The sequence below is a fragment of the Gammaproteobacteria bacterium genome (assembly GCA_013817245.1).
Classification (GTDB): Bacteria; Pseudomonadota; Gammaproteobacteria; order HTCC5015; family HTCC5015; genus JACDDA01.
On the sequence record JACDDA010000006.1, the window covers coordinates 58,941 to 83,887 of the forward strand.

General features: G+C 44.6%; 24 protein-coding genes. 11 read left to right on the plus strand and 13 right to left on the minus strand.

Going from position 1 to position 24,947, the window contains the following annotated elements; genetic code table 11:
- Positions 1 to 33: 33 nt before the first annotated feature.
- Complete coding sequence (locus H0W44_08540) at positions 34 to 810, minus strand: inositol-phosphate phosphatase (protein MBA3582480.1); 777 nt, start codon at positions 808 to 810, stop codon at positions 34 to 36.
- A 142-nt stretch (positions 811 to 952) separates the two neighbouring features.
- Here H0W44_08540 and H0W44_08545 point away from each other — a divergent pair, with 142 nt between their 5' ends.
- On the plus strand, positions 953 to 1,666 hold the full coding sequence (locus tag H0W44_08545; GenBank protein ID MBA3582481.1) for an epoxyqueuosine reductase QueH: 714 nt from the start codon (positions 953 to 955) through the stop codon (positions 1,664 to 1,666).
- Between the two features lie 70 nt (positions 1,667 to 1,736).
- Here the strand turns inward: H0W44_08545 and ampE are convergent, their stop codons facing one another.
- The gene (gene ampE, locus H0W44_08550) at positions 1,737 to 2,648 is read right to left on the minus strand and encodes a regulatory signaling modulator protein AmpE (GenBank protein MBA3582482.1); all 912 of its coding nucleotides are present in this window, start codon (positions 2,646 to 2,648) and stop codon (positions 1,737 to 1,739) included.
- Positions 2,649 to 2,713: 65 nt separating this feature from the next.
- Positions 2,714 to 3,295 carry a 1,6-anhydro-N-acetylmuramyl-L-alanine amidase AmpD gene (gene ampD / locus H0W44_08555; protein MBA3582483.1) on the minus strand — a complete coding sequence of 194 codons (582 nt, stop codon included), beginning with the start codon at positions 3,293 to 3,295 and terminating at the stop codon, positions 2,714 to 2,716.
- An 84-nt stretch (positions 3,296 to 3,379) separates the two neighbouring features.
- Here ampD and H0W44_08560 point away from each other — a divergent pair, with 84 nt between their 5' ends.
- From H0W44_08560 to H0W44_08580, 5 genes are all read left to right on the plus strand, one after another.
- Entirely contained in the window at positions 3,380 to 5,404 is a 2,025-nt protein-coding gene (locus tag H0W44_08560) for an exodeoxyribonuclease V subunit gamma (GenBank protein MBA3582484.1), read from the plus strand.
- A 38-nt stretch (positions 5,405 to 5,442) separates the two neighbouring features.
- Entirely contained in the window at positions 5,443 to 6,582 is a 1,140-nt protein-coding gene (rnd, locus tag H0W44_08565; protein ID MBA3582485.1) for a ribonuclease D, read from the plus strand.
- Positions 6,583 to 7,448: 866 nt separating this feature from the next.
- Positions 7,449 to 8,108, plus strand: coding sequence for a carboxylesterase (locus H0W44_08570; GenBank protein MBA3582486.1), 660 nt, complete (start codon positions 7,449 to 7,451; stop codon positions 8,106 to 8,108).
- Between the two features lie 161 nt (positions 8,109 to 8,269).
- Positions 8,270 to 9,982: a dihydroxy-acid dehydratase gene (ilvD, locus tag H0W44_08575; protein ID MBA3582487.1), complete on the plus strand. Its 1,713-nt coding sequence runs from the start codon at positions 8,270 to 8,272 to the stop codon at positions 9,980 to 9,982.
- A 115-nt stretch (positions 9,983 to 10,097) separates the two neighbouring features.
- Positions 10,098 to 11,462 carry a Fic family protein gene (locus H0W44_08580; GenBank protein MBA3582488.1) on the plus strand — a complete coding sequence of 455 codons (1,365 nt, stop codon included), beginning with the start codon at positions 10,098 to 10,100 and terminating at the stop codon, positions 11,460 to 11,462.
- Between the two features lie 52 nt (positions 11,463 to 11,514).
- Here H0W44_08580 and H0W44_08585 read toward each other — a convergent pair whose 3' ends face one another.
- On the minus strand, positions 11,515 to 13,296 hold the full coding sequence (locus tag H0W44_08585) for a DUF4153 domain-containing protein (protein ID MBA3582489.1): 1,782 nt from the start codon (positions 13,294 to 13,296) through the stop codon (positions 11,515 to 11,517).
- Between the two features lie 28 nt (positions 13,297 to 13,324).
- Positions 13,325 to 13,921, minus strand: a complete 597-nt coding sequence (locus tag H0W44_08590) for a VTT domain-containing protein (GenBank protein ID MBA3582490.1) — start codon at positions 13,919 to 13,921, stop codon at positions 13,325 to 13,327.
- Positions 13,922 to 14,082: 161 nt separating this feature from the next.
- Here H0W44_08590 and argE point away from each other — a divergent pair, with 161 nt between their 5' ends.
- The 5 genes from argE to H0W44_08615 are packed head-to-tail and all read left to right on the plus strand — an operon-like array spanning position 14,083 to position 17,895.
- The gene (gene argE / locus H0W44_08595; protein MBA3582491.1) at positions 14,083 to 15,252 is read left to right on the plus strand and encodes an acetylornithine deacetylase; all 1,170 of its coding nucleotides are present in this window, start codon (positions 14,083 to 14,085) and stop codon (positions 15,250 to 15,252) included.
- 52 nt (positions 15,253 to 15,304) lie between these two features.
- A complete protein-coding gene (gene argA / locus H0W44_08600; GenBank protein MBA3582492.1) occupies positions 15,305 to 16,621 on the plus strand; it encodes an amino-acid N-acetyltransferase in 1,317 nt (438 codons plus the stop codon).
- An 11-nt stretch (positions 16,622 to 16,632) separates the two neighbouring features.
- Positions 16,633 to 17,052, plus strand: coding sequence for an RDD family protein (locus H0W44_08605; GenBank protein ID MBA3582493.1), 420 nt, complete (start codon positions 16,633 to 16,635; stop codon positions 17,050 to 17,052).
- Positions 17,053 to 17,062: 10 nt separating this feature from the next.
- On the plus strand, positions 17,063 to 17,395 hold the full coding sequence (locus H0W44_08610; protein ID MBA3582494.1) for a multidrug efflux SMR transporter: 333 nt from the start codon (positions 17,063 to 17,065) through the stop codon (positions 17,393 to 17,395).
- Positions 17,396 to 17,397: 2 nt separating this feature from the next.
- Positions 17,398 to 17,895 carry a LemA family protein gene (locus H0W44_08615; protein MBA3582495.1) on the plus strand — a complete coding sequence of 166 codons (498 nt, stop codon included), beginning with the start codon at positions 17,398 to 17,400 and terminating at the stop codon, positions 17,893 to 17,895.
- 9 nt (positions 17,896 to 17,904) lie between these two features.
- Here H0W44_08615 and H0W44_08620 read toward each other — a convergent pair whose 3' ends face one another.
- The 8 genes from H0W44_08620 to H0W44_08655 all read right to left on the minus strand — a co-directional run bounded on the left by H0W44_08620 (position 17,905) and on the right by H0W44_08655 (position 24,882).
- On the minus strand, positions 17,905 to 18,582 hold the full coding sequence (locus tag H0W44_08620; GenBank protein ID MBA3582496.1) for an LON peptidase substrate-binding domain-containing protein: 678 nt from the start codon (positions 18,580 to 18,582) through the stop codon (positions 17,905 to 17,907).
- A complete protein-coding gene (locus H0W44_08625) occupies positions 18,579 to 19,058 on the minus strand; it encodes a hypothetical protein (protein ID MBA3582497.1) in 480 nt (159 codons plus the stop codon). Before H0W44_08625 ends, H0W44_08620 begins: the two co-directional genes overlap by 4 nt.
- 14 nt (positions 19,059 to 19,072) lie before the next feature.
- Entirely contained in the window at positions 19,073 to 19,471 is a 399-nt protein-coding gene (gene msrB, locus H0W44_08630) for a peptide-methionine (R)-S-oxide reductase MsrB (protein MBA3582498.1), read from the minus strand.
- A gap of 2 nt (positions 19,472 to 19,473) precedes the next feature.
- The gene (locus H0W44_08635; protein MBA3582499.1) at positions 19,474 to 20,115 is read right to left on the minus strand and encodes a UbiX family flavin prenyltransferase; all 642 of its coding nucleotides are present in this window, start codon (positions 20,113 to 20,115) and stop codon (positions 19,474 to 19,476) included.
- Positions 20,116 to 20,137: 22 nt separating this feature from the next.
- Positions 20,138 to 21,529, minus strand: a complete 1,392-nt coding sequence (locus tag H0W44_08640) for a protein kinase (protein MBA3582500.1) — start codon at positions 21,527 to 21,529, stop codon at positions 20,138 to 20,140.
- 42 nt (positions 21,530 to 21,571) lie between these two features.
- A complete protein-coding gene (gene mpl, locus H0W44_08645) occupies positions 21,572 to 22,918 on the minus strand; it encodes a UDP-N-acetylmuramate:L-alanyl-gamma-D-glutamyl-meso-diaminopimelate ligase (GenBank protein ID MBA3582501.1) in 1,347 nt (448 codons plus the stop codon).
- Between the two features lie 326 nt (positions 22,919 to 23,244).
- Positions 23,245 to 23,844, minus strand: a complete 600-nt coding sequence (locus H0W44_08650) for a glutathione S-transferase N-terminal domain-containing protein (GenBank protein ID MBA3582502.1) — start codon at positions 23,842 to 23,844, stop codon at positions 23,245 to 23,247.
- A gap of 78 nt (positions 23,845 to 23,922) precedes the next feature.
- Complete coding sequence (locus H0W44_08655) at positions 23,923 to 24,882, minus strand: hypothetical protein (protein MBA3582503.1); 960 nt, start codon at positions 24,880 to 24,882, stop codon at positions 23,923 to 23,925.
- Positions 24,883 to 24,947: the final 65 nt, after the last annotated feature.

Genomic DNA, 24,947 nt, shown 5'->3' on the forward strand with positions numbered 1-24,947 from the left:
TAACAACAGTAGTTATCGTTTGAATCCGCTAATTCAAACCGGTTTAAAATTTAACCGCGCCAACACTTCACGATGTAACGCGACGCTATTACTACTTAATACACTGCGCGTAGCTAAATTCAACGCTTGACCTTCAAGATCGGTAAACACGCCACCGGCTTCTTTTATAATTACGCTGAGCGCGGCAATGTCTAAAATATTCACATCTGATTCAACGACTAAATCAATTTTGCCCGCTGCTAATAAATGGTAATGCAAAAAATCGCCATAACCGCGAATGCGATGCACTTGATTAATTAATTGACCTAAACGTCCCCAACTGGGCGATCGCGCTAAGGTTGCGATGTTGCCGGTTGATAGTGTTGCGTTCTTAATCGCGCGTACGTCACTGACGCGAATCGGCGCACCATTTAAATAAGCGCCTGTGCCCTTTTCGGCCCACGCCATTTCGCCAAAGGCAGGCGCATTTGACACGCCTAAAATTAATTCACCTTTGTGCATCAATGCAATCTGCGTAGAAAACATCGGATAACGACGCACAAAACTTTTAGTGCCATCAATGGGATCAATCAACCATAAATAATCCGCCTGCATATTTTCTTGGCCGGTTTCTTCACCGTAAAAACCATGATCGGGGAACGCCGCATGAATGATGGACTTGATGACTTTTTCCGATTCAACATCGGCAATCGTCACGGGGCTTTGATCGGATTTGATCGTCACTTGTAAATTCGATTGATAATAATGATTGATCACTTGCTGTGCCGCGCGCGCGGCGGCAATTGCGGTGCTCAAAAAAAGACTGGCCATGAAACGGTCCTCGGACACGAAATAATCGGATGGGGCGCATTATGCCTCAAAAAAGCCTATAAAAAGACCTCATCGGACTGGCATCTAAGCTTGGGCCTGACTAAACTTGCCGTTCTTGTCTTGCAACCCAAACGATAATCCCATGAGCAATAACAATCCTTATTCACTGGACAACTACGAACGCCCTCACTTGATTCCGCCGAATGGCGAAACCAATGTGTTACTGCATTCTTGTTGCGCTCCGTGTGCTGGTGAAGTCATGGATGCCATGCGTGCGGCGGGCTTGCAATTAACCATTTTTTTCTACAATCCAAACATTCACCCCAGCGCAGAATATGAATTGCGCAAACAAGAAAATATTCGTTACGCCGAACGTTTTGATATTCCGTTTATTGATGCCGATTACGACACCGATAATTGGTTCGAACGCGTCAAAGGTTTGGAATGGGAACCCGAACGCGGCGAGCGCTGCACGGCTTGTTTTGATATGCGTTTTGAACGTACCGCTTTATATGCGCATGAACATGGTTTCAAAGTATTCACCAGCAGTTTAGGAATTTCACGTTGGAAAGATATGAATCAAATTAATGGCAGCGGTGAACGTGCTGCCGTGCGTTATCCATTGCTGGATTATTGGACTTATAACTGGCGCAAAGACGGCGGCGCGCAACGCATGATTGAGTTGTCGAAACGTGAGCAGTTTTATCAACAAGAATATTGCGGCTGCATTTATTCTTTGCGCGACACCAACAAATGGCGCAAAGAAAATGATCGTGACATTATTGCGCGGGGCGTGAAGTTTTATGGCAAAGAAGAATTAATTAGCGCAGTTGAACCAGCAGAACAGTCATCCTAGTATTGCGATAACAGCGTTGTGATAACAGAACAGCGCTGTCATCCATCACCACAGCGCTATTCGAGATTATTTATTTAAAGCCCCAACCCGTCCAACCACCCAAGGTCATCAAGGCAATACCCACCAACCATACAACTAAGGTGCGTAATACTAAGCCACGTGCAGCACGCACCCAGTACAAAGTTTCTTCATCGGTGGTTTCATCATCTAACACAATGTCTTCAACTTCATGTTGCATAGCAGCAGCGCCAGTTTTGGCTAACAAGCGCTCATTTTGTTGATGCCAATCTTGATCACCGACACGCGCACGCCGCCAGCCATCAACAGCATCTTCAAAACTACCGGCCAAGAAAAAGCCCATGGCCGTGATGCGCGCAGGAATCCAACCCAATAAGCCAAAAATCTTTTGCGCCGCTGCTTGTAAATTACTTTGTTCACGACGCGCTTCATGCATGATGGCCGCGCTCACGCGGAACAACAAAGCACCGGCTGGCCCTAATACCAAATACCAAAACAACACGCCAAAAATGCGCGTGTTGCATTCTCTAAATACGGCTAATGCAATCGCACGATCTTGTTCCAACAAAGAATCAGGCACACTTTTGCCTAATAATATTTCGCCCACGCTGCGCGTACGATTAACATCAACACGTTCACGCGCATATAAATAGTCATCGACTAATTCATTAAAAATTTCCGGCCCTAAACAGTAGGTCACCACGACCACGCCCAACACTAAGGCAAACAAACCATACGCTAATAAACCAAACCACGCCCACAGCGTAATTTGGATCACCAACATAGTAATAAATATAGGCAATAAGAGTGCGAGCACGGCGCCAATACCATTGCGTTTTTTACGGGGAATAAAACTGAACACAAAACGACGATACCCACCCAGCCAAGCTAAGCGACGTAAATGTTGGTAATGCCCTAAACCTCGCTCCAACAGGAGGCTAAGCACGATCACGATCAGATTCATGATAAGTCCTAAAAAAACGCTAAGACAACCGGCACGAAGACCGGGATTTGCAATAGGGCGCTACCTTAAACAGCTTGGCGACGGCCTGCAAGTCCTAGCTGAAATCTGGTCCAATCAAAGGCCTCACCCGGATCGGTTTTGCGACCCGGCGCAATATCTGAATGGCCGGTAATGCCGGTAAAACTTAAACTGGGATAGCGTTTTATCAAGCTGTCGACGACAGCGACGAGTTGCGTATATTGAACGTCTTCATACGGCAGCGTATCGGTACCTTCCAACTCAATGCCGATCGAAAAATCATTGCAGCGCTCACGACCTTGATAATTCGACTTGCCGGCATGCCAAGCACGCCGATCAAACGCCACGTATTGGACGATTTCGCCGCTACGCCGAATCAATAAATGCGACGACACTTCTAAACCCCGCAGCTCGGCAAAACTCGGATGCGCGTTAAAATCCAATTGATTGGTAAATAATTGATCAATATAAGGACTACCAAATACCCCTGCCGGCAGGCTGATGTTGTGTAAAACAATCAAATCCATCTCACACGCCAAGCCCGTGTGCGGCCGCGGCCGCAGATCGGCATTCGGCGATTCGACTCGCCGTGCACCTTGCAACCAATGATCATCTGTTATGGAAAACATCAAGCCCTATCTCCACCTGTCATTTTAAGTCACTCTAAAAATCAAGCGTGTGATTTTCACCACCATCAGTACAATGCCCACGCGATGAGCAGCCTCAATCCCCAACAACACGCCGCAGTACAAACCACCGACCAGCATTTATTGGTGCTTGCGGGTGCGGGCAGCGGTAAAACCCGCGTCATCACCGAAAAAATCGCCCACCTTATTAATGATAGGCAGATTGATCCGGCGCGCATTGTCGCTGTGACCTTCACCAACAAAGCCGCGCATGAAATGCGCCAGCGAATTAGTAAACGTCTTAGCGGTAAAACGCCCAAAGGCCTCAGCATTTCGACGTTCCATACCTTGGGTCTGACTATTCTACAACGCGAATACAAACCTGCGGGTTATAAAGCGCGCTTCAGTATTTTTGACGCGACCGACGCACAAACCATTTTGCAAGAACTCATCAAAGAAAGTCACGAAGGTTATATCGGCGATGCACAAAATGCCTGCTGGGCGATTTCACGTTTAAAAAATGATCTGATTTTTCCCGAAGCCGCACTGGTCGACGCCGCCGATGCACAAGCCATGTCGCTGGCAAAACTCTATGCCCGTTATCAACGTCAATTAGTCGCGTATAACGCGGTGGATTTTGATGACTTATTATTGCAACCGGTGCGCGTGTTGCGCGAACAAGGCGAAGTATTGGATCGCTGGCAAGGCAGCATTCGGCATTTATTAGTTGATGAATACCAAGATACCAACGCCGTGCAATACGCATTAGTGCAATTACTGATCGGCCCCTACGCAAAACTCACCGCCGTCGGTGATGACGATCAATCCATCTACGCATGGCGTGGTGCGCGCCCGGAAAATCTCCAACGTTTAACGGAAGATTATCCCGATTTAAAAATTATCAAACTCGAACAAAACTATCGTTCGATGGGACGCATTTTAAAATGCGCCAATCACGTCATCGCCAACAATCCACACACCTTTGAGAAAAAACTCTGGAGTGAATTAGGTTACGGTGATCCCATTCGCGTGTTACCCAACGCCACAGCAGATGAAGAAGCCGAACGTGTCATCAGCGAAATTTTGCATTTAAAATTTCAAACACGCTGCCGCAATCGCGACATCGCCATTTTGTATCGCGGCAATCATCAATCACGGCCGTTTGAAGCTTGCTTACGCTTGCATGATTTACCTTACAAAGTCAGCGGCGGCACGGCCTTTTTTGAACGCGCAGAAATCAAAGACATCATCGCGTATTTGCGCATCATTACTAACCCCGATGACGATGCTGCATTTTTGCGCGTCATCAACACACCGCGTCGCGAAATCGGCGCGGGTACTTTAGAAAAACTCGGCCATTTTTCTCGTGAGTTACACAGCTCACTCGGCGTTGCGGCAGAACACAACGGTGCGCGTCATGTATTAGGCAGCGCCGCGTATGGGCGCCTGGCGGGCTTCACCGATAGCATTCGTGAATTTCGTTTAGCCACTGAACACCAAGATGCGCATAAATTAATTTGTCGACTAGTGGAAGACATTGAATACAGCGATTGGTTATTGAGCGTATCGAAAGACAAACCCACCGCCGAAGCGCGCATGAAAAACGTGCAAGACTTATTAGACTGGATCCACAATCTTTGCAAACGCGCAGACGAACCTTTAACACTAGAAGCCTTGGTGAATAAATTATCGTTGATGGACATCATCGAACGTAACGAACAAACCCAAGATGAAGATTCCGTACAACTCATGACGCTGCATGCGGCTAAAGGCTTAGAATTTCCACACGTGTTTTTAGTCGGCATGGAAGATGGCGTGTTACCGCATCATAGTCACACGCAAGCAGATAGCGAAAACACCCAAGGCTTAGAAGAAGAACGCCGTTTGTTATACGTAGGCATTACGCGCGCACAACGCACGCTCACCATCACTTACGCTGGCAATCGCAAACGCCAAGGCGAACTGATGAGCTGCGAACCCAGCCGCTTTCTTGAAGAATTACCACTAGACGAAATTGAATGGTTAGGTAAAACCGCCGACATCGCGCCTGAAGAAAAAATCGCGCGCGGTAATTCGCGTTTAGATTCATTGCGCGAACTATTAAACAGTTAATCACACTTCACCACCCACTTCACCATAAGCGAACGCTCATGACGCAACTCATCACCTCCGCCGCCGAATTAACCACCTTCGCGCAACTGCTCAACACTTCATCGTGGATCACTATCGACACCGAATTTGTCCGTGAAAAAACCTATTATCCCGAATTGTGTTTAATTCAAATTGGCAACGCCGAACACAGCGCCGTCATTGATACGCAAGCGTTTGACGATTTAAGCGGATTAGAAAATTTATTATTTAATCCTAACATTATTAAAGTGGTGCACGCCGCCAGCCAAGACATGGAAATATTTTATTATCGTTTCAAACGCATGCCTGCACCCATGTTTGATACACAACAAGCGGCAGCACTATTAGGTTTTGGTGAACAAATTGGCTATGCCAACTTAGTTGAAAAATTGCTCGGCGTGATCGTCGACAAATCACAAACACGTACTGATTGGTCAAAGCGGCCGTTAAGCGAAGCACAAATCGAATACGCCGCTGATGACGTACGTTATCTTGCGCAAATTTATCCGATGTTGATCGCCGATCTTGAAAAACGTGGCCGACATGCGTGGCTACACGAAGACTTCGCGGCTTTAAGCGACATTCAACGTTACGAAGTTCATCCAGAAAATTTATGGCAGCGCATCAAACAAGTTAATCGCCTGCGCGGCGTAGAAATTAATGCGTTAAAATATTTAGCCGCATGGCGTGAAAATATTGCACAACAAGAAAATAAACCGCGCAAATGGTTAATTAGTGATGAAGTCTTATTAGACATTGCGCGTATCAAACCCCGCACCGTCGCCGACTTCGCACGTTTACGTGGTTTAGAACCCAGCAAATTACAACGTTATGGCGACACGCTTTTAAATTTAGTTACGCAAGCACTCGCAGAACCAAAAGAAGTTTGGCCGCAATTAGAAAAATCACCACAAGCCAGCGTTGCACAAGAAGCGATCGCCGATGCACTCATGGCCATCGTGCGCATGCTCGCAGCAGAACACGACATCGCACCCGGCGCATTAGCCAGCCGCAATGATTTATTACAACTCGCGATGGGCGCACGTGATGTCGCATTACTCACTGGCTGGCCACGCCACGTCGCGGGCGATGCGGCATTAAAATTTTTGAATGGTGATAGTGATTTAAAAATAGAAAATAATACTTTGAAGCTTTTGTAGTTGTAGGGCGCAATAAGCGCAGCGTGAAATACCCGTAGGGTACATTGCGCCGCATCTTTTAAAAACATAAGCGTTTCGCTCGTCCGCCGGAAGTATGGAGGCGTAAATCAAAGTCTTAGGCGAGCAACTTTGACTGCCAGGGATGGCATGAATGCAGATTTTGCAGGAGCAAAAATCTGCGGTCGTAACAACAATTTGAATATTCTTATAAAAGCAGAAGCGTTTCGCTCGTCGCTACGCGACTACAGCGAGTAACTTTTTGTCGTAACAAAAAGTCACCAAAAAATACTCCCCCGATGCCACGTACGAGAATGAAACAAAACTTCATTCTCGTATTCCCTCGTCATCTTTAAAGGCTCACGCGTCGCCTCAACGTAACATCGTGTTGCGATCGGCTCACATGAACATCCCTGTTCATGTGTCGCTAGCCTTTAAACATGCCTCGACGTGTCATAACGGGGTATCGTTCCTTTGTTTTAATACAATGATATTTTCAACATCTCAAATGCTTATCAATTTCGTGAGTTTAAACAAAGTAACATCCCCCTTATGGCTCGCTGAGTATTGCGGTGCTTGTAGGGGAAAACAAACAGGATGTTTGTTTTAGTTCCGCCGCGACAAGGACGTCGCGTCGGAACGACCCGTTACAAGCGCTGCAATACGAAGGAACTGCGCGTGTTGTTTACGCGCAGCGAGACATCGGGGAGCGCTTCTTTGGTTACTTTCTTGTCGCGACAAGAAAGTAACCGCCCGCCGGTGCGCAACCGGCTAATAGAATGCTTTTACAGAAAACACGCTGCACTTAATACATTAAAAGATATAATCAAAAAATAGTTAGTTAAATTTATCACACAGGCCAACAATCCATGCCCGATTTACCTTGTATTACATTAGAACCCGCAACCACCGCAACTGCATCTATTATTTGGTTGCATGGTCTCGGCGCAGATGGTCATGACTTCGAAGCGATTGTGCCAGAGTTGCGTTTGCCGAAAACGCTGCCGATTCGTTTTGTGTTTCCAAATGCGCCGTCGATTCCGGTGACGATTAATAATGGTTATGTAATGCCGGCGTGGTATGACATTTTAGAAATGAACGTGGAGCGCAAGCTCAATGAAAAACAATTAATCGCATCTGCTGATGCGGTGCATGGTTTGATTGATCGTGAGATTAAACGCGGTGTTGCGAGTCAGCGAATTATTCTTGCGGGTTTTTCGCAAGGCGGTGCGGTGAATTATCACGCGGCGTTAACGTATCCGCATAAGTTAGGTGGTTTGTTAGCCCTTTCAACTTATTTTCCTACTGCGGATTCGGTAGTGCGAAAAAATGCGGATCTCGCGTTGGATATTTTGATTTGTCATGGTACGCAAGATCCAGTGGTGCCGGAGTTGTTGGGACAAAAAAGTGTGAAGTCTTTAAGCGCGATGGGTTATAGGCCGCAATATAAAACGTATCCGATGCCGCATTCGGTGTGCGCGGAAGAAGTGGTAGATATTTCTATCTGGATACAAAAAGTATTGGCATAAATAAGCTGCTTGTCTGCGCGGTCATTTTGCTGCCGCTGATGTGACAGTTTTATTGCACAGATGACGGGCAGAATCGCGCTGCTTTAATTCAAAACGTCTTGTGTTGCTCATGTTAGCTTGGTTTAATGCGCGCTCTTGATCTGCAACACGTAGGTATTCTCATGAGCAAAAAATCCGGTAAATCTAAATCTGATATTCGCAAATTTTCTTCACAAGTGGTGGATGGTATTGAGCGTCTGCCGAGTCGCGCGATGTTGCATCCGGTGGGTTTCACCGATGCGGATTTTGAAAAACCGCAGGTGGGTATTGCGTCAACGTGGAGTATGGTGACGCCGTGCAATATGCACATTAATAAACTTGCTGATGCAGCGTGCGCGGGTGCGGATACGGCCGGTGGCAAAGGCGTTATTTTTAATACCATCACGGTGTCAGACGGCATTTCGATGGGCACTGAAGGCATGAAGTATTCGCTGGTATCGCGTGAAGTGATCGCGGATTCAATTGAAACGGTTGTGGCCGGCCAAGGTTTTGATGGCGTCGTCGCGTTTGGTGGCTGCGATAAAAATATGCCCGGTTGCTTGATCGCGCTGGCGCGTTTAAATCGCCCGGCGGTTTTTGTTTACGGCGGTACGATTTTGCCCGGCGTACATAATGGTAAAAATATCGACGTGGTTTCCACGTTTGAAGTGGTCGGCGCATTCGCCAACAAAACTATCGAAATCAAAGAAGTAAAAGAAATCGAACACGAAGCGATTCCAGGCGCGGGTTCTTGCGGCGGCATGTACACCGCGAACACGATGGCCTCTGGCATTGAAGCCTTGGGCATGAGTTTGCCGAATAGCTCGGCGCAAAATGCGGTGTCTCAAGACAAACTCAACGATAGTCGCGCCGCAGGCGTTGCGGTCGTGAATTTACTGAAGCTCGACCTCAAACCCCGCGACATCATGACCAAGAAGGCCTTTGAAAATGCCATCACCGTCATCATCAGCTTGGGTGGTTCTACCAATGCCGTGTTGCATTTATTGGCGATGGCGCATGCTTGCGGCGTTAAATTACAGCTTGATGATTTCACCCGCATCGGTAAAAAAGTCCCGGTACTGGCGGATCTGCGCCCCAGCGGTAAATACATGATGTCCGAGCTGATCAAAATTGGCGGCATTCAGCCCTTGATGAAAATGCTGCTGGATGCCGGTTTGTTACACGGCGACTGCATGACTGTCACCGGCAAAACCTTGCGAGAAAATCTCAAAGACGTACAGCCTTATCCGGCCGGTCAAGACGTGGTGCGCAGTTTGGACAATCCCATCAAACCCAACAGTCACTTGGTCATTTTGCGCGGTAATTTGGCGCCCGAAGGTGCCGTTGCCAAAATCTCTGGCAAAGAAGGCCTGGCCTTCACCGGCAAAGCCAAAGTTTTCGATTCTGAAGAAAAAGCTCTGCAAGCGATTCTGGCCGGCAAAATTAAAAAAGGTCATGTCGTGGTCGTGCGTTACGAAGGCCCCAAAGGTGGCCCTGGTATGCGCGAAATGTTATCGCCCACCGCCGCGATCATGGGTCGGGGATTGGGTGGCGACGTTGCTTTAATTACCGACGGCCGTTTTTCTGGCGGTAGCCATGGTTTCGTTGTTGGACACATCACACCCGAAGCGTATACCGGTGGGCCATTAGCGCTGGTGCAAAACGATGACGAGATCACCATCGACTCGACTAAGCGTAGCCTGCTGTTAAACGTATCGGAAAAAGAACTCAAAGCGCGCAAAAAAGCGTGGAAACAACCGAAACCTCGTTATACCCACGGCGTATTAGCGAAATACGCAGCATTAGTAGGCTCAGCATCGGAAGGTGCGGTGACCGATAAAGATTTAGAGCTTTAGTTTTACCCTCCTTAAGTCCTCTCCACGTACCACAACTCTCATACTTGTTTTTAAAAAACAAGTATGAGAGACTCATGATCGCTTATAATTCATTGTTTTTCCTAGAGTATTGACCATGCAACTGCCGGTAGATCCGCCCCCTTTTGAACATTTATTGCAGGAGGTTATGAGCCAAGACCCTGCACTCATCAGCCGCTTGCTCAATGAATTCAGCGAAGTAGATGCGCAAGGCCGTTATCTGCATTGGGATAAATTTCGACACTTACCAGTACCCGCGGATTTGACGGCGGAACAATGCTGGCTAGGCATTAAAATAGCTAGGCGTAACAACTATAAATCCTTGTCTCTGCACAACAAACACGGACATAAGTTTCGCTATTGTCTACCCGCGGTTATCCAACAAGAACTCCATTACTTAGATCGACACGCAGCAGGTTCCATCCAAGCAGAAAAAGCCATTACAGATTCAGAAACGCGTACAACGTATCTGATTCGCGGTTTGATTGAAGAGGCGATTAACTCCAGCCAACTAGAAGGCGCATCGACCACACAAAATGTTGCCAAAGAAATGATTCGGCAAGCGCGCACGCCGACTAATAAAAGCGAGCACATGATTTTTAATAACTATCAAGCGATGCATTTTATTCGCGAATCTAAAAACGATCTTTTAACGCCATCAATGATTTTTGAATTACACCGAATCCTGACAAAAAACACGCTGGACACAGAAGATCAAAGCGGCCGTTTTCGTTTAGCAAATGAAGATATTAATGTCGTTGATAACGCTAGTCAGATAATACTGCATCAACCACCACACGCCGACGAATTACCTAAGCGCCTGCAAGCCCTATGCGATTTTGCCAATACCGATGTTTTACAATCGGCGACGCCAGATATTTTTTTACATCCCGTAATAAAAGCAATTACACTGCATTTTATGCTGGGATACGACCATCCTTTTTGTGATGGTAATGGCAGAACCGCACGTGCAATATTTTATTGGGCAATGGTGCGGCAAGGTTATTGGTTAGCTGAGTTCATTTCCATATCCGGCATTATCAAACAAAGTCCCGCACAATATGGCAAAGCCTATTTACATACAGAAACTGACGATAACGACCTCACCTATTTTTTAATCCATCAATTAGATGTTATTCATCAAGCTATTGCCGCGCTACATGAATTCTTACGCACTAAAATGCAAGACATTAACGCCGCTGAGCAAATACTGACACAAAATATACGACTAAAAAACCGGCTTAATTTTCGACAGCTTGCTTTATTACGACATGCATTAAAGCATCCACGCTTTGCTTATGTCATAGAAGAACATCAACGCTCACACGGCATTTCATATGACATTGCTAGAAAAGATTTGTTATTCATGGCCGAAGAATTGAAATTACTCACCAAAACAAAAGACGGAAAACGTTATTTATTTATAGCTCCCGACGATATCGCGCAGAGAATTCGTAAATAAAAAACAGCCACTGCGAAAATCCCAGTGGCTGTATGTTTAATTTCAACAAAACCTAATCATTACAATCTTTTGTTGCAAAGCTAGCTTGGTACTCAAGATTACCTATCTTGAGAGTTTTAAACATCGCTGGCACGGCTTGATATTCCCCTTTCATTAAAGAGTCTCGTAAATTTTTCGCACAACCGCTGCTCTTTGTTAGGCTCGCAATCTGAGACCACTCAGAATTTTTGGTGTTAAAAGAAAAAACATAACCGTTGGTATTATAGTAATAATCTTTTAACAGCACCCATTCACTATCAGGATAGTTGTCCATATTAATATTAAACAAATAACACTTATTACCCGCTTCCAAACACCTATTCATTAAGTCTATTTCTTTTGTTTCAAGATATTGTCGAAAATCTTCAGGGATCGCCTGGTTAACAGGAATCAGCGTAATATAATCTTCTATTTCACTGTCCTTCGCCGCATCTTCCACTTCTCGCTTTTTTTGCTTTAATAAGCGATCAATATCAATTACCAACGATGCAGAACCTTTTTTTTCGTAAAATATTTTTAATTTCTCTAATTGTTTAACGCCCGCTCTACCTAAATTAAAACGCAGATAACGCAATTCTTCAATGGTAGGTTCCACGGGATTCTTCAAAATACGCTGCGCCTGACTATGCGCTGAAATGGCATAAAAATTTACTGCGGGCGTATAAGGCGCTATTAGCAACACCAACAATACTAAACTCAACATATAATTGGCGGGTTTTAAGAAACGATTCCAGTGCACGCCATATCGCGCAGCCAATATTGCATAACTTAAAGCAAATAAACTGGCTGCAATACAAACCCAAACACCCCATAAACGATCAAGCGTCCAACCATATTGGTTAATGCGCAGATACACGGCATAAGCAGCAAGCCCGCAATAAATCGGCAATGCCAACAAACCTAACCATGAAAGATTACGAACTAATTTGCGCCACCCTGTTGCAGCTAACTGATTGCGTTCGGCTAAGTTAAAAAATGTAATGGATAAAACTATCAGCCATAACATAGTTGCGGCCGCCGTTTTGGTTTCCCATAAAGGCTCTAAACCAGTAAAAGGTAAAACGACAACAAACGTTAAGCTAAGCAATGCCAAAACAGGACTCAATACGCGACCCGAAAAAGCAAACACTTTATCAATCAACTCTTCGTGTAGTTTTACTTGACGCAGAACAATCAGCAGGACAGCACCAAATACACAACAAAATACAATCGCGAAGTTATAATCAAAAAATAGATCTTTAAAAAAGCTTATTTTTACAATTTCAAACAATGAAGCCCATAACCACAACACACCCCAACTAATTAACTCCAAAAACAATACGGACGCTAATAAGCTGGCGACTCCTACGCTTTGTTCACACAAATCCGGCCACTGCGGCATTCGTCGCGAAAATGTAGGATTAGCCCACAACAGACCAATTAAAACAAAAGCAGCAATACTTAATACGGAAAGGCAAGAAAAAATAAAACTATTTCCGTAAAAATCATTAACGCCATCAATATATCGACTAGCGTCGATAAACATCATGCCAGCAAAAATTAATCCGTACACTAACGCGGCGATTGCAGCCTTATTTTTTTCTAAACGCAACAAACTCAGCATCACCACCGTCGGGACTATGCTGAGCCATGCATACAAAAAAGTAATGACGTATTCAGGAAGATTTTTTAATCCTTCAGAATCATCTGCATATTTCACCCATAACAAACCTAAAGCTTGTAATAAGCTAACGATAATTATGAAACCATGATTTTCGCGACTTAACCAAGCTTGGGTTTCTTTAATGATGTTCATTTTATAGCCTCTGTTTTTTATAAAAAATCTAGGGAGTATCGTCTTTATTTAGAGAAGCAATTTTCCGATACACAATCCATCCTGCCATTAAAATAATTATTAATAGACCTGCTGCCATCAACCAAGGATTAATATGAAACCGCTGTAACATTTCGCGCATAAATTCACCCGCCCAAAACCCTAACGCGGTGACGGCAATGCTCCATATCAAACCACCGATAACATTAAAGAGCGTAAAGCGCAGTGCGGGAATACCGGCGGCGCCAATCATTAAGGGGGTGATAGCACGGCAACCAATCATGAAACGAAAACCTAGCATTAATATATATTGATGTTTGTGCAGCCAACCAGACACTATGCTAATGGGTTTTTGCCAACGACTTTGCTGAATTATGTGTTGGTTAATCCACGTGCGGCCTTGATAATCTCCGACGTGATAAAGTGCTTGAATCGCAATAATCGTGGCTATAAAAGCAATAGCGCCCACGTACTGTATGTTGAAATAACCTTGCGCTGCCATAAAAGCGGCGATGAATAAAACTATTTCGCCTTCAAACATAACGCCGAGGAAAATCGCCCAATATCCATATTGGTTAATCCAGTTTTGCCAATCAATTTCAAACATCTGATAATCTCAATAATTAAGGTGAGTTTGCATTTGTCGCACGACAACAGCGCTGAACATACACGTGGCCACCCTTAAAAAGCAACAATGCTGTTCGTTATTTTGCTGAACCCGTTATACTTTTAACTTGACAGCATGCTTACCCTCTACATGGATATTTTATGAGCAATTCGATAGCGTTTGATTTGCCAGATTTAAAAACCTTGGTGCAACAACTGATCGCAAAACCGTCGGTGAGCAGTGTGTTGCCGGAATATGACAGCAGTAACCAAAGTGTGGTTGAGTTGCTGGATATGTGGTTTCGTACCGCAGGTTTTAAAACCGAGATTCAAGCGATTGCGGGTTATCCGGGTAAATACAATTTAATTGCGGTGAAAGGCCAAGGTGATAATGGTTTGGTGTTAGCCGGTCATACGGATACGGTGCCGTTTGATGAGCAGCTGTGGCAACAAAATCCTTTTCAACTAACGGAACGTGATCAACGTTGGTATGGTTTGGGTACGTCCGATATGAAAAGTTTTTTTGCGCTGATTTTAGAAGCGCTGCGCGAGATGGATACACAGCAACTAAAAGCGCCATTGATTGTGTTAGCGACGGCAGATGAAGAAAGCAGTATGTGTGGCGCACGTGCGTTGCTCGACAGTGGTAAACCACGCGCACGTTATGCGGTGATTGGTGAACCTACCGGATTAAAACCGATTCGCATGCACAAAGGTGTGTTGATGGAACGGATTGCCGTGATCGGAAAAACGGGGCATGCCAGTGATCCTGCGTTAGGTCATAACGCAATTGATGGCGTGTTAAAGGTATTACAAGCCTTACAGCAATTACGCGAACAACTCGCCAAACAGTATCAACATCCGGGGTTTGAAGTAACGACGCCGACGCTAAACTTTGGCCACATTCACGGCGGCGATAATCCGAATCGCATTTGCGGTCATTGCGCATTGGATATTGATGTGCGTTTATTGCCCGGCATGGCGATTGATGAAACACGCGCTTTGATTTATCAACATGCGACGCTCGCATTAGAGAACACGCCATTCACTATTCATTGCGAACCTTTATTCGAAGGTTTACCGGCGATGGAAACATCGGCGGATTCCGCGTTAGTCAAAGCGGTTGAGCAATTAACCGGACACGACGCGATGTCGGTAGCCTTTGGCACTGAAGCGCCCTATTTCCAACAAATGGGTATGGATGTGGTGATTCTCGGCCCCGGTGATATTGCGGTTGCGCATCAACCGAATGAATATCTTCGTTTGCAAAACCTAAATCCCTGCATTGATCAATTGCGTCAGTTGATTCAACGGTTTTGTATTGGCACATAAAAGCCAGCTTCGTTAGAATCACCCTCTTACCGTACGAATTATTGAGCACATCATGAGCAAAAGCCAAAACAGCTTGCCGCATATTCACTGGTTCCGCAGCGCTGCGCCCTATATCAATGCGCATCGCGGCAAAACTTTTGTAATTTGTTTTACTGGCGAAGCGGTGCAATCAACCGAATTCAGCGCCATGGTGAATGACATTGCATTGCTGCACAGCTTAGGCATTCGTTTAGTGTTGGTGCATGGCGCACGTCCACAAATTGATCAACGCTTAAACGAACACGGTCTGGTGCCACAATACGCCGATGATTTACGCATTACCGATGACGCTGCATTACCCTTAATAAAACAAGCGATTGGTGAGACACGTTTAGAAATTGAAGCGCGTTTATCAATGGGTTTAATCAACACGCCCATGGCTGGCAGTCAGTTGCGCACCGCTTCCGGCAATTATGTCATCGCTAAACCGTATGGCGTACGTAACGGTATAGACTTTTGTCACACCGGTGAAATTCGCCGCATTGATCACGAAGCGATCAGCAATTTATTAGATAACGGTTACATCGTTTTATTATCACCGCTGGGTTATTCATCGACGGGCGAAGTGTTTAATCTGCGTTATGAGGACATCGCGCAAGCAACCGCAGCAAGTTTGTGTGCCGACAAATTAGTTTTATTGCTTGAAGATCACGCACTGCATAAGAATCGTCAGCCATTACGGCAATTAACCTTGAAAGAAGTGCAACAGTTAGTAAGCCAAGCCAAACAAGATGTGCGCACTCAGTATTATTTACAACTGGCCAGTCAAGCGTGTCAAGCAGGTGTCGCGCGCGTGCATTTGCTGAATCGCAAACAAGATGGCGTGATGCTGCAAGAATTTTTTACGCGCGATGGCGTCGGCACTTTAGTCACTAATGAAAAATACGAAGAATTACGGAATGCCAGCATTCAAGATGTCGGCGGTATTCTAGAATTGATTCAACCATTAGAAGCCGACGGTATTTTGGTGCGGCGTTCGCGCGAACAATTAGAACTAGAAATTAATCGTTTCACCGTCATTGAACGCGATGGGATGATCATTGGTTGCGCGGCACTGTATCCTTATATAGAAGAAAAAATGGGTGAACTCGCCTGTATCGTTGTGCATGCCGATTATGCAGGTGCCGAACGCGGCAAAGCATTGTTTATGGCGCTGGAATCACATGCGCAACAATTAGGTTTAAAACAATTATTTGCGCTCACCACGCATACCGCACATTGGTTCCGCGAACATGGTTTTGTGCCGACCGACATTCAAGCATTACCCATGAAAAAACGCGCGCTGTATAACTATCAGCGTAATTCGAAAGTTTTACTAAAAACACTATAAGAGACAATGTCATGACTGATCAAATAGAAACACCTCGCTATGCAGGATTTTGGATACGCGCATTAGCTTCATTAATTGATACCTTTATCTTCGTGATAATATTATCTATCGTAGGCATGAGCATCGAACGTCCGGCCGTCATGTTTTCTTCCTATGACCTGATGTTAAATTTAGGCTTTGTGGTACTCGTGCTGATATTTTGGGAACTCAAACAAGCCACACCCGGCAAGATGGTATTAGGTTTAAAAATTGTTGATGCGAAAACGCTAGGAAAACCTTCTACCGCGCAAAACGTTGGTCGTTATTTCAGCTACCTACTTTCAACCGTCGTGTTGTTTTTGGGATTTTTCTGGGTAGGTTGGGACACACGCAAACAAGGCTGGCATGACAAATTAGCCGGCACTTTAGTTATTCACAAAACCAAAGAATAAAATAATTTTCATGCAAAAATCATGGTGGTTATTATTGACCGCAGGCGCTTTAGAAATCGTCTGGTTGTTAGCGCTTAAATATAGCGAGGGCTTCACGCGGTTGTGGCCCTCGATTTTATTTGCAGTCTCATCACTGTTGAGTTTTTATTTATTAGCCATGGCCATTAAACATATCCCCATCGGTACTGCTTACGCGGTGTGGACGGCGATTGGCGCAGTAGGTAGTGCAGCGGTAGGTATCATTTTATTCCAAGAAGCCGCTACTTTTTTAAGAGTGCTGAGCATTCTATTTATTGTTGCAGGCATTGTCGGCCTAAAACTTAGCGCACAACAAACAGGCTGATTATGTGGTTTTTTATTACAGCTTTATTATTGGCTTTATTTGCATTTCAATCTCGCGTGCTGCATCAAACCCGGGTTCGCACCTTATCGCACTGGCAGGCCTTAGATGAAAGCCTCAAAAAACGTTTGCCCTTATTAGAACAATTAAACTTGATTGCCAAACAATATGCCATCAACACGGAATTATTGGAAAAAGAATTAACATTACTACAGAACGTGCGCACGCTCGAACTTTCTCAAATTCGCAAACGCGCCGCTTTAGAAACTCGTCTTTACGAATTATCTTCACCTATTATTCATAATGAAGACCTACGCACTGCGTCAGCGCACGCCGTATTTTATGAACAATGGTGGAAAATTGATAATGAATTTCGAAATGCACAGTGGGCTTATAATTTGGCGGCCAGCAAATTAAATAGCATGACTACTTTATTTCCCATTAGCTTAATTGCAAAACCCATGGGTTGGACTCAAGCGCCCTATTTTGAATTGGATGCTTAATCGTTACGACTAATGAATTTTTACTCTAGCAGCCACTTCATCCAGTTCTTCGCTCATTGTTTCGCCTAATTCAACCGTCAGTTGTGCCATCGCCGCATCTAATACTGCCATGCGTTCTTGCGAATCATCGGTTAATAACAAGGCTTGTTTCACATCTAAACGCAGCGGCAACATTTCTGCTAAGCGTGCACTCACCCAACCTGCATCTTGAAAATCGGGTTTAATATATTGCATCATCGTTTCACCGTAGTGCTGCATCCAATCTGGCCAAGCACGTTGCAATAACTCCACCAAATGTTGGTGTTGCGGATGAATCGTTTGCGCTGACTCCGTCGCTAATAATGTGATATTGCCGAGCAACAAATTATCATGATTAATACGCGTACTGTTAATTTCAAATTTTTGCTGACCTTGCACTAAGATTCCTAACAAACCATCGGGCAAAGATTTAAAGTCAATAATATTAACCAAGGTCCCCACACGATGAGGCGTGGCCACTTGCCCCGATTCATCAACTATTTCTTTACCGGCAGCAATAGCGCAAATACCGAAGGGTTGATTCTCACGCATGCAGCGACTCATCATATCCACATAGCGCGGCTCAAAAATACGCAAGGGCAATAAACCGCCGGGGAAAATCAGCGCGTGCAAAGGAAACAAAGGTAAATCAATAAAAGATTGGGTCATTTTTCAAAATGGTTTTTGTGCACGGCTAAACGCACAATAACTTCATCCACAGTAGCCACTTGCACAAGATAACCTTTTTGAATATTAAAATACTTTGCCTGAAAACCTAAACGATGCGGCATCACTAACGGCGAGTAACGAAAACGTTCCTCTGCGGTATCAAAAAAACTAAAGCTCTGCGTTTCACCTAAACGCCAAACAATGCCAGCAAATTGATTAGCGCGGCCTGCTTCTAATTCGATTTTTAAATGCTGGTAAGATTTATAAAAAGGATATTGATATGCTCCGTACGACACAGCAATGAGCAAAAATACGCTAACGCCCACATACCGGAACAACCGATCTTCTACATCTTTTGCTGTTTTATACAACAAAATAATACTGACCAATAATAATGAAACGAACACTAGCAGCGCTTGATATTGGTCAACATAACCCGCTTGGCTTATGTCATAGACTGTTACAAAATCATTCATTGCATTTATGCCTTTTAAGAGTCGGCTTTAAAATCTAATGATGCAGAGTTAATGCAATATCGCAAACCGGTGGGTTGCGGGCCATCAGAAAACACATGACCTAAATGCGCATCACAACGTGCGCACAACACTTCTTCACGGCGCATGCCATGACTACTATCAACTTTAACAATTAACGCCTTGTTATCGGCGGGCGCAAAAAAACTTGGCCAGCCAGTGCCAGAATCAAACTTTGTATCCGACGAAAACAAAATAGCATCGCAACACACGCAGCGATATTGACCGTCTTTTTTATTATCCCAATACTCGCCTGTGAAGGCGCGCTCGGTACCATGACAGCGTGCGACTTGATATTGTTCTGGATTTAATTCGGCCTGCCATTCTGCGTCAGTTTTTTCAATTTTATCCGTCATACTTATTGCTCCTCAGCACTCTCTTCTATATCAGCATGTCCCCAACGTGGGGCTATATGTTGCGTTATGTGTAACTGATCCAAAATTTTCGCGACCATAAAATCAATTAATTCATCTATCGTCGTGGGCCGATTATAAAAACCCGGTGCGGGCGGCATAATCACCGCACCTGCTAATGTTAGTTTGTGCATATTATCGATATGAATTAATGACAGCGGCGTTTCTCGTACGACCAAGATTAACGGTTTTCGTTCCTTTAACATCACATCACCTGCGCGATGAATTAAATTATCGCTATAACCGTTTGCAATAGCGGCCATCGTGCCGGTTGTACAAGGACACACCACCATCGCATCCGCTGCACCTGAACCACTTGCAACTGGCGCCGTCCATTGGTTACGATCAAAAACTGCAAGCTGTCCCTGCGCAGCTGAATAATGCTCTGTGAAAAAACGTTCTATTTCACGCGGACGACTGGGTAATTTTAAATCCGTCTCCATACCAATCACGACTTGCGCGGGTTGCGATAACATCAAATAAACTTGATGACCATCGCGCAATAAACATTCTAATAAACGCAAACCATATTGCGCACCCGATGCGCCTGTCATCGCTAAGGCAATCGTTTTTGGTATTTGTTGTATTATATTATTCATGAGGATCGCTTTAATTTTTTGCGGAAAGTCGCGCGCTGGTTAACGCGAGTCGATAAATAAGCGTTTCAGTAAATACTTTGTAGTAATGCAACTGACAATCTTTAGAAACCGTATCCATAGCCGCTGCATTCACTTTTAATACGAGCACTTCATTTTTAGCAACAATCGAAGCAGTTCGTTTGCTCGCCATTAAAAACCCGATTTCACCAAAACAGTCACCTTGATGCAAAGTATCAATCAACGTTTTAGCTTTGCGCACTTCGGCATCACCGCGCACGAGTATATAGAAAGAAGCATCAATATCCCCTTCTTGAATAATGACACTATCGGCATCAAAACGCAGCATGGTGCTGGCCGTCATGATTTCATCAATTTCACTGTCGGAGAAACCATCAAAAAATTGTAAATTTTTCAAAGCATCACGATTTTCGCGTTTAGATATTTTGCGTTCAGTAAATCGCAGCCGATCATGCGCCGCCATTAATTGTGCAGCAAACTCATTACCTGTTTGAAAACGTTCTTGCGGATTTTTACGTAACGCTTTTTCAACGATGTCAGAAATAATGGGCGGCAACTCGGGGCATAAATCTTTTACTTTGGGTGCCTCTTGATACAAAATTTCGCGGAACACGCCGGTTAAATCTTCTGATTTAAAAGGTCGTTCACCGGTTAACAGTTGAAACATCACTGCGCCCAGAGAATACAAATCACTCGCGGGGCCAATATCTTGTTTGCGGATTTGCTCGGGTGCCATGTAGCTCGGTGAGCCTATTACGGAATCCGGTTTAAATACTAATGATTGCGTTACTTCGGCAATACTAAAATCCATTAATTTAGTATCGCCATCTTTGCGCAACATGATATTGCTGGGTTTAATGTCGCGATGAATGACGCCTTGTTTATGCGAAAAATCTAAGGCTTTGCAGCATTTGTACATGCATTCAATAACTTGTTCCGGTGTCAGGCGTTTACGCGCACTGCGGCAATACTCTAATAAACTTTCGCCTTCAATATATTCCATAACAATGTAGCTGATATCTGCTTCAATACCTGCGTCATACAAAGCCACGATATGCGGATGTTGCAACTTACCTGCGGCATGCGCTTCAACAAAAAAATCACGTTGGATTTTACGCGTAGTGTCAGGTTTTAATGAAGGCTCGCTGAGGGCGATTTTTATCGCGACTTCGCGCTGCACAAAAGGATCGTAACCTTTATACACAATGCCGCAAGTGCCCTGACCGAGCTTTTCTTTAATGTCGTATTTGCCGACTTTTTTAGGCGCTTTAAAGACTTGCAAACGTTGTTGAGTTAATTCTAATACTTTCGCATCACCGTGCGCTAAAGTCGCAATTTCTGCGCTAGCGGTCTGTGCAGATTTGCCGATTTTTTTATCGTCCATATTTTTCACTTTTGCTTATAAACATTATTGCGCAAAATAAATTTATAAAGCATCTAATAAACGCGCATGGATATTACCAAAACCACCATTGCTCATGACTAACACATGATCGCCCGCTTTTAATTTATTCGGCAACTCTTTAACAATATCATCAATATTATTACGAATATTGACGCGTTCCGCACCACTCAACGCCCAGTCTGTATTCGGTGGCAAATATAACCAAACATCATCCGCTATTGCCAACGATGCAATTAACGTGTCTTTATGTATGCCCATGCGCATGGTGTTTGAACGCGGCTCTAACACGGCAATAATGCGCGCGTTTCCGACTTTGTCGCGCAAGCCTTGTAATGTTGTGCGAATCGCAGTGGGATGATGCGCGAAATCATCGTACACGGTAATTTCATTAACAGTCCCACGAATTTCCATGCGCCGTTTAATGCCAATAAATTCTGCTAATGCCGCTACGGATACATTTACCGGCACGCCAACATGTTGTGCCGCGGCAATCGCTGCCAGGGTATTTAAACGATTGTGTTCACCTAATAATGACCACTGTACTGGATATATTGGCTGCGCCGGTTGATTTATCGCTTGCACTGTAAAATCATTATTTTCATTTACTTGCATCTGCCAATCAGCCGTCGCACTTGCACCAAAACTCACACGCTGACTCCAACAACCTTTTGCTAAGGTATCTGCTAATGCTTGATCCTGCGCATTAACAATAATTTGACCGTTACTGGGTACGGTGCGAATCAGATGATTAAATTGCTGTTGGATGGCCGCGAGATTTTCAAAAATATCGGCGTGATCAAATTCGAGGTTATTCAAAATCAAAGTGCGCGGATGGTAATGCACAAACTTGGAACGTTTATCAAAAAACGCAGTGTCGTATTCATCGGCTTCGATTACAAAAAAAGGCGTGCTGCCTAACCGCGCCGAAATACCAAAATTTTCCGCAACGCCGCCAATTAAAAAACCCGGTTGCATACCTGCGTATTCTAGGATCCACGCCAAAATACTACTGGTCGTGGTTTTGCCGTGCGTGCCGGCCACCGCTAAAACCCAACGACCTTGCAAAACATTTTCGGCTAACCATTGCGGGCCAGAGGTATACGGTATGTCGCTATTCAATATTGCTTCTACTAAAACATTGCCGCGTGACATAGCATTACCAATCACGATGCAATCTGGTCGTCCCCACTGCGTTAATTGCTGCGGATCATAACCTTCGATAACGTCAATACCGGCCGCGGCTAATTGTGTGCTCATCGGCGGATAAACATTTTGATCACAACCGGTAACCGTATGACCTTGCGCACGCGCGAGCTGAGCGATACCACCCATGAACGTGCCACAAATACCCAAAATATGAACGTGCATGCTGGCCTCATGAATATGGCGCACTAACAGCGCCAGCAGGATTTAATTTATTTCGCTTATAACATCGATGTGAACATACGCAAGAATATAACATTAATAAAGCATATAGATGGCAAACAATGCGCTAACGCAGCGCCGACTGGTACCGCCGTGTATAAAAAACATTAGGGTAACGGGAAGGAGTTATCAGGCTACATATATATAGTGTCAGCGCGCAGAAGATCGCGCTATTGCCGTTCAGGAAGGAAAGAAAATATGTATAAATTGGTTAGCTAAAGGCGCTTAAAAAATGCTTCATGCCGAATTACTTTGGGATCACTTTGGCATCACTCTGGCATCGTTGCCAGCCACCAAGCGTGTTGCGACCAACTCGCATAATACTGCGCTAATTGAGGCGCCTGCCCACGCCAATCAATTTCGGGTAAACGAAAATCCCAATAACCCAACGCGCAGACGATGGCTAATGCGCCGATATGTTGTGCATTTTGCAATTCCTCACACTGCAATTCTATGGTTTGAATGGCGCGCTGCATTGCCGCTAATTGTCGATCCCGCCACTGCGGTGATTGCTGGCTTAATGGTCGACGATTTTCTATAACGCATTGCACCGCCGCATCGGCAATCCCATCGCCCAACGCTTGGTAACGTAAGGCCGACCACCGCGCGGTTGCATCTTGCGGAAACCATTTGTGTTCTTGATGCAGACTATCTAGATATTCACAAATCACGCGAGAGTCATATAAACTGCTACGGTCTTCCAAAATTAATACGGGGATTTTTCCTAAAGGATTATCACGCGACAAATCTGTGCTTTCATCCCAAGGATTCGTTAATAACGGGGTGATGCGTGACCACAAACCCGTCGCCATCGCTAAACAACAAACTTTGCGCGCATACGGTGATACGGCGCTATAACGTAATTGCATAGTATTAACTCATCCACAAAATATTAGGAAAACATTAGGAAAACATTAGGGAAACATTAGGGAAACATTAGGGAAATATTAGAAGCCCCAAAAATACGACACGCCAACACTGCCACGCGAATATTCTTTATTTTGAACAGTAGCCGTTTGCATATAATCAACAAACACATCAACAGAATGATGTTTTCCTAATGCGTAATTAGTGCCAATACCTAATTTATTAGCGTAGCCACGCACTTTATAAGAACGCAACCCCGTGCCAGCGTACGCTGCATCATGACAGGCCGCTTCACAACTTTCCGGTGGTTTACGAGAAGATACGATGTGGCCTTTGTTATAACTATAATCTGCATACACAACCCAATTCGCTTGCAGATTGTAATCAGCGTGCGCAAAAAAACGCGCTTGATTGGTGTCATAAATAACTTTTTGTTTTTTAATAATGGCATTAGCCGAATCCACACCCGCGCCTAATTCTTGTACAAATTGTGCAATCACCGCATCGGGAGCCGTATCACCTTGCGCATTAACAGTCTCGCCATCTAAGCCAAACACGGCATTAATACGATCGGTAAAACGCTGATTCATAACAAAACCTAAACGCGCAAAATCGGCATCGCGATTGTCAGTAGCCACATCGCGTTTACCACCACTGAATTTTATTGAATAAATGGGTTGCGTAAAACCGCGTGCTAATTGAAAACGTTGCTCTAAACCAAAAGTAAGTTCTTGTTTATCTAAGCCTGTATATTCATTAAACCAGCGTTGCTGATAATCAAGCTTCATTATTAATGCATTCGCAGGTGAAAATGACCAAGCCTGCGCCACGCCTACATCTACAGTAGTAAATTGATCTTTAATCCGCCAACTATCTTCTGCAGTATTACCTAAATTATTATCATACTGATAATTAAGCGCGCTATTAAAATTAATATCACCTGCCTGGCTATTTCCCAAGCTTGCAATACCGCTCAAGAAAATGAGTGCGCTGCTGATTACAAACTGACGACAAAAAATGATTCGCTGACTCGACAACATAACGACACCTAAAATGGGCCTGCGTTGCTTCCTGCTTGCAAGAAATTTAACGGGACTTGATCGGG

Bases quoted from the DNA above. Each gene is read 5' to 3' on its own strand.
- H0W44_08540 (MBA3582480.1), bottom strand. From the start codon at position 810: ATGGCCAGTCTTTTTTTGAGCACCGCAATTGCCGCCGCGCGCGCGGCA.
- H0W44_08545 (MBA3582481.1), top strand. From the start codon at position 953: ATGAGCAATAACAATCCTTATTCACTGGACAACTACGAACGCCCTCAC.
- ampE (MBA3582482.1), bottom strand. From the start codon at position 2,648: ATGAATCTGATCGTGATCGTGCTTAGCCTCCTGTTGGAGCGAGGTTTA.
- ampD (MBA3582483.1), bottom strand. From the start codon at position 3,295: ATGTTTTCCATAACAGATGATCATTGGTTGCAAGGTGCACGGCGAGTC.
- H0W44_08560 (MBA3582484.1), top strand. From the start codon at position 3,380: ATGAGCAGCCTCAATCCCCAACAACACGCCGCAGTACAAACCACCGAC.
- rnd (MBA3582485.1), top strand. From the start codon at position 5,443: ATGACGCAACTCATCACCTCCGCCGCCGAATTAACCACCTTCGCGCAA.
- H0W44_08570 (MBA3582486.1), top strand. From the start codon at position 7,449: ATGCCCGATTTACCTTGTATTACATTAGAACCCGCAACCACCGCAACT.
- ilvD (MBA3582487.1), top strand. From the start codon at position 8,270: ATGAGCAAAAAATCCGGTAAATCTAAATCTGATATTCGCAAATTTTCT.
- H0W44_08580 (MBA3582488.1), top strand. From the start codon at position 10,098: ATGCAACTGCCGGTAGATCCGCCCCCTTTTGAACATTTATTGCAGGAG.
- H0W44_08585 (MBA3582489.1), bottom strand. From the start codon at position 13,296: ATGAACATCATTAAAGAAACCCAAGCTTGGTTAAGTCGCGAAAATCAT.
- H0W44_08590 (MBA3582490.1), bottom strand. From the start codon at position 13,921: ATGTTTGAAATTGATTGGCAAAACTGGATTAACCAATATGGATATTGG.
- argE (MBA3582491.1), top strand. From the start codon at position 14,083: ATGAGCAATTCGATAGCGTTTGATTTGCCAGATTTAAAAACCTTGGTG.
- argA (MBA3582492.1), top strand. From the start codon at position 15,305: ATGAGCAAAAGCCAAAACAGCTTGCCGCATATTCACTGGTTCCGCAGC.
- H0W44_08605 (MBA3582493.1), top strand. From the start codon at position 16,633: ATGACTGATCAAATAGAAACACCTCGCTATGCAGGATTTTGGATACGC.
- H0W44_08610 (MBA3582494.1), top strand. From the start codon at position 17,063: ATGCAAAAATCATGGTGGTTATTATTGACCGCAGGCGCTTTAGAAATC.
- H0W44_08615 (MBA3582495.1), top strand. From the start codon at position 17,398: ATGTGGTTTTTTATTACAGCTTTATTATTGGCTTTATTTGCATTTCAA.
- H0W44_08620 (MBA3582496.1), bottom strand. From the start codon at position 18,582: ATGACCCAATCTTTTATTGATTTACCTTTGTTTCCTTTGCACGCGCTG.
- H0W44_08625 (MBA3582497.1), bottom strand. From the start codon at position 19,058: ATGAATGATTTTGTAACAGTCTATGACATAAGCCAAGCGGGTTATGTT.
- msrB (MBA3582498.1), bottom strand. From the start codon at position 19,471: ATGACGGATAAAATTGAAAAAACTGACGCAGAATGGCAGGCCGAATTA.
- H0W44_08640 (MBA3582500.1), bottom strand. From the start codon at position 21,529: ATGGACGATAAAAAAATCGGCAAATCTGCACAGACCGCTAGCGCAGAA.
- mpl (MBA3582501.1), bottom strand. From the start codon at position 22,918: ATGCACGTTCATATTTTGGGTATTTGTGGCACGTTCATGGGTGGTATC.
- H0W44_08650 (MBA3582502.1), bottom strand. From the start codon at position 23,844: ATGCAATTACGTTATAGCGCCGTATCACCGTATGCGCGCAAAGTTTGT.
- H0W44_08655 (MBA3582503.1), bottom strand. From the start codon at position 24,882: ATGTTGTCGAGTCAGCGAATCATTTTTTGTCGTCAGTTTGTAATCAGC.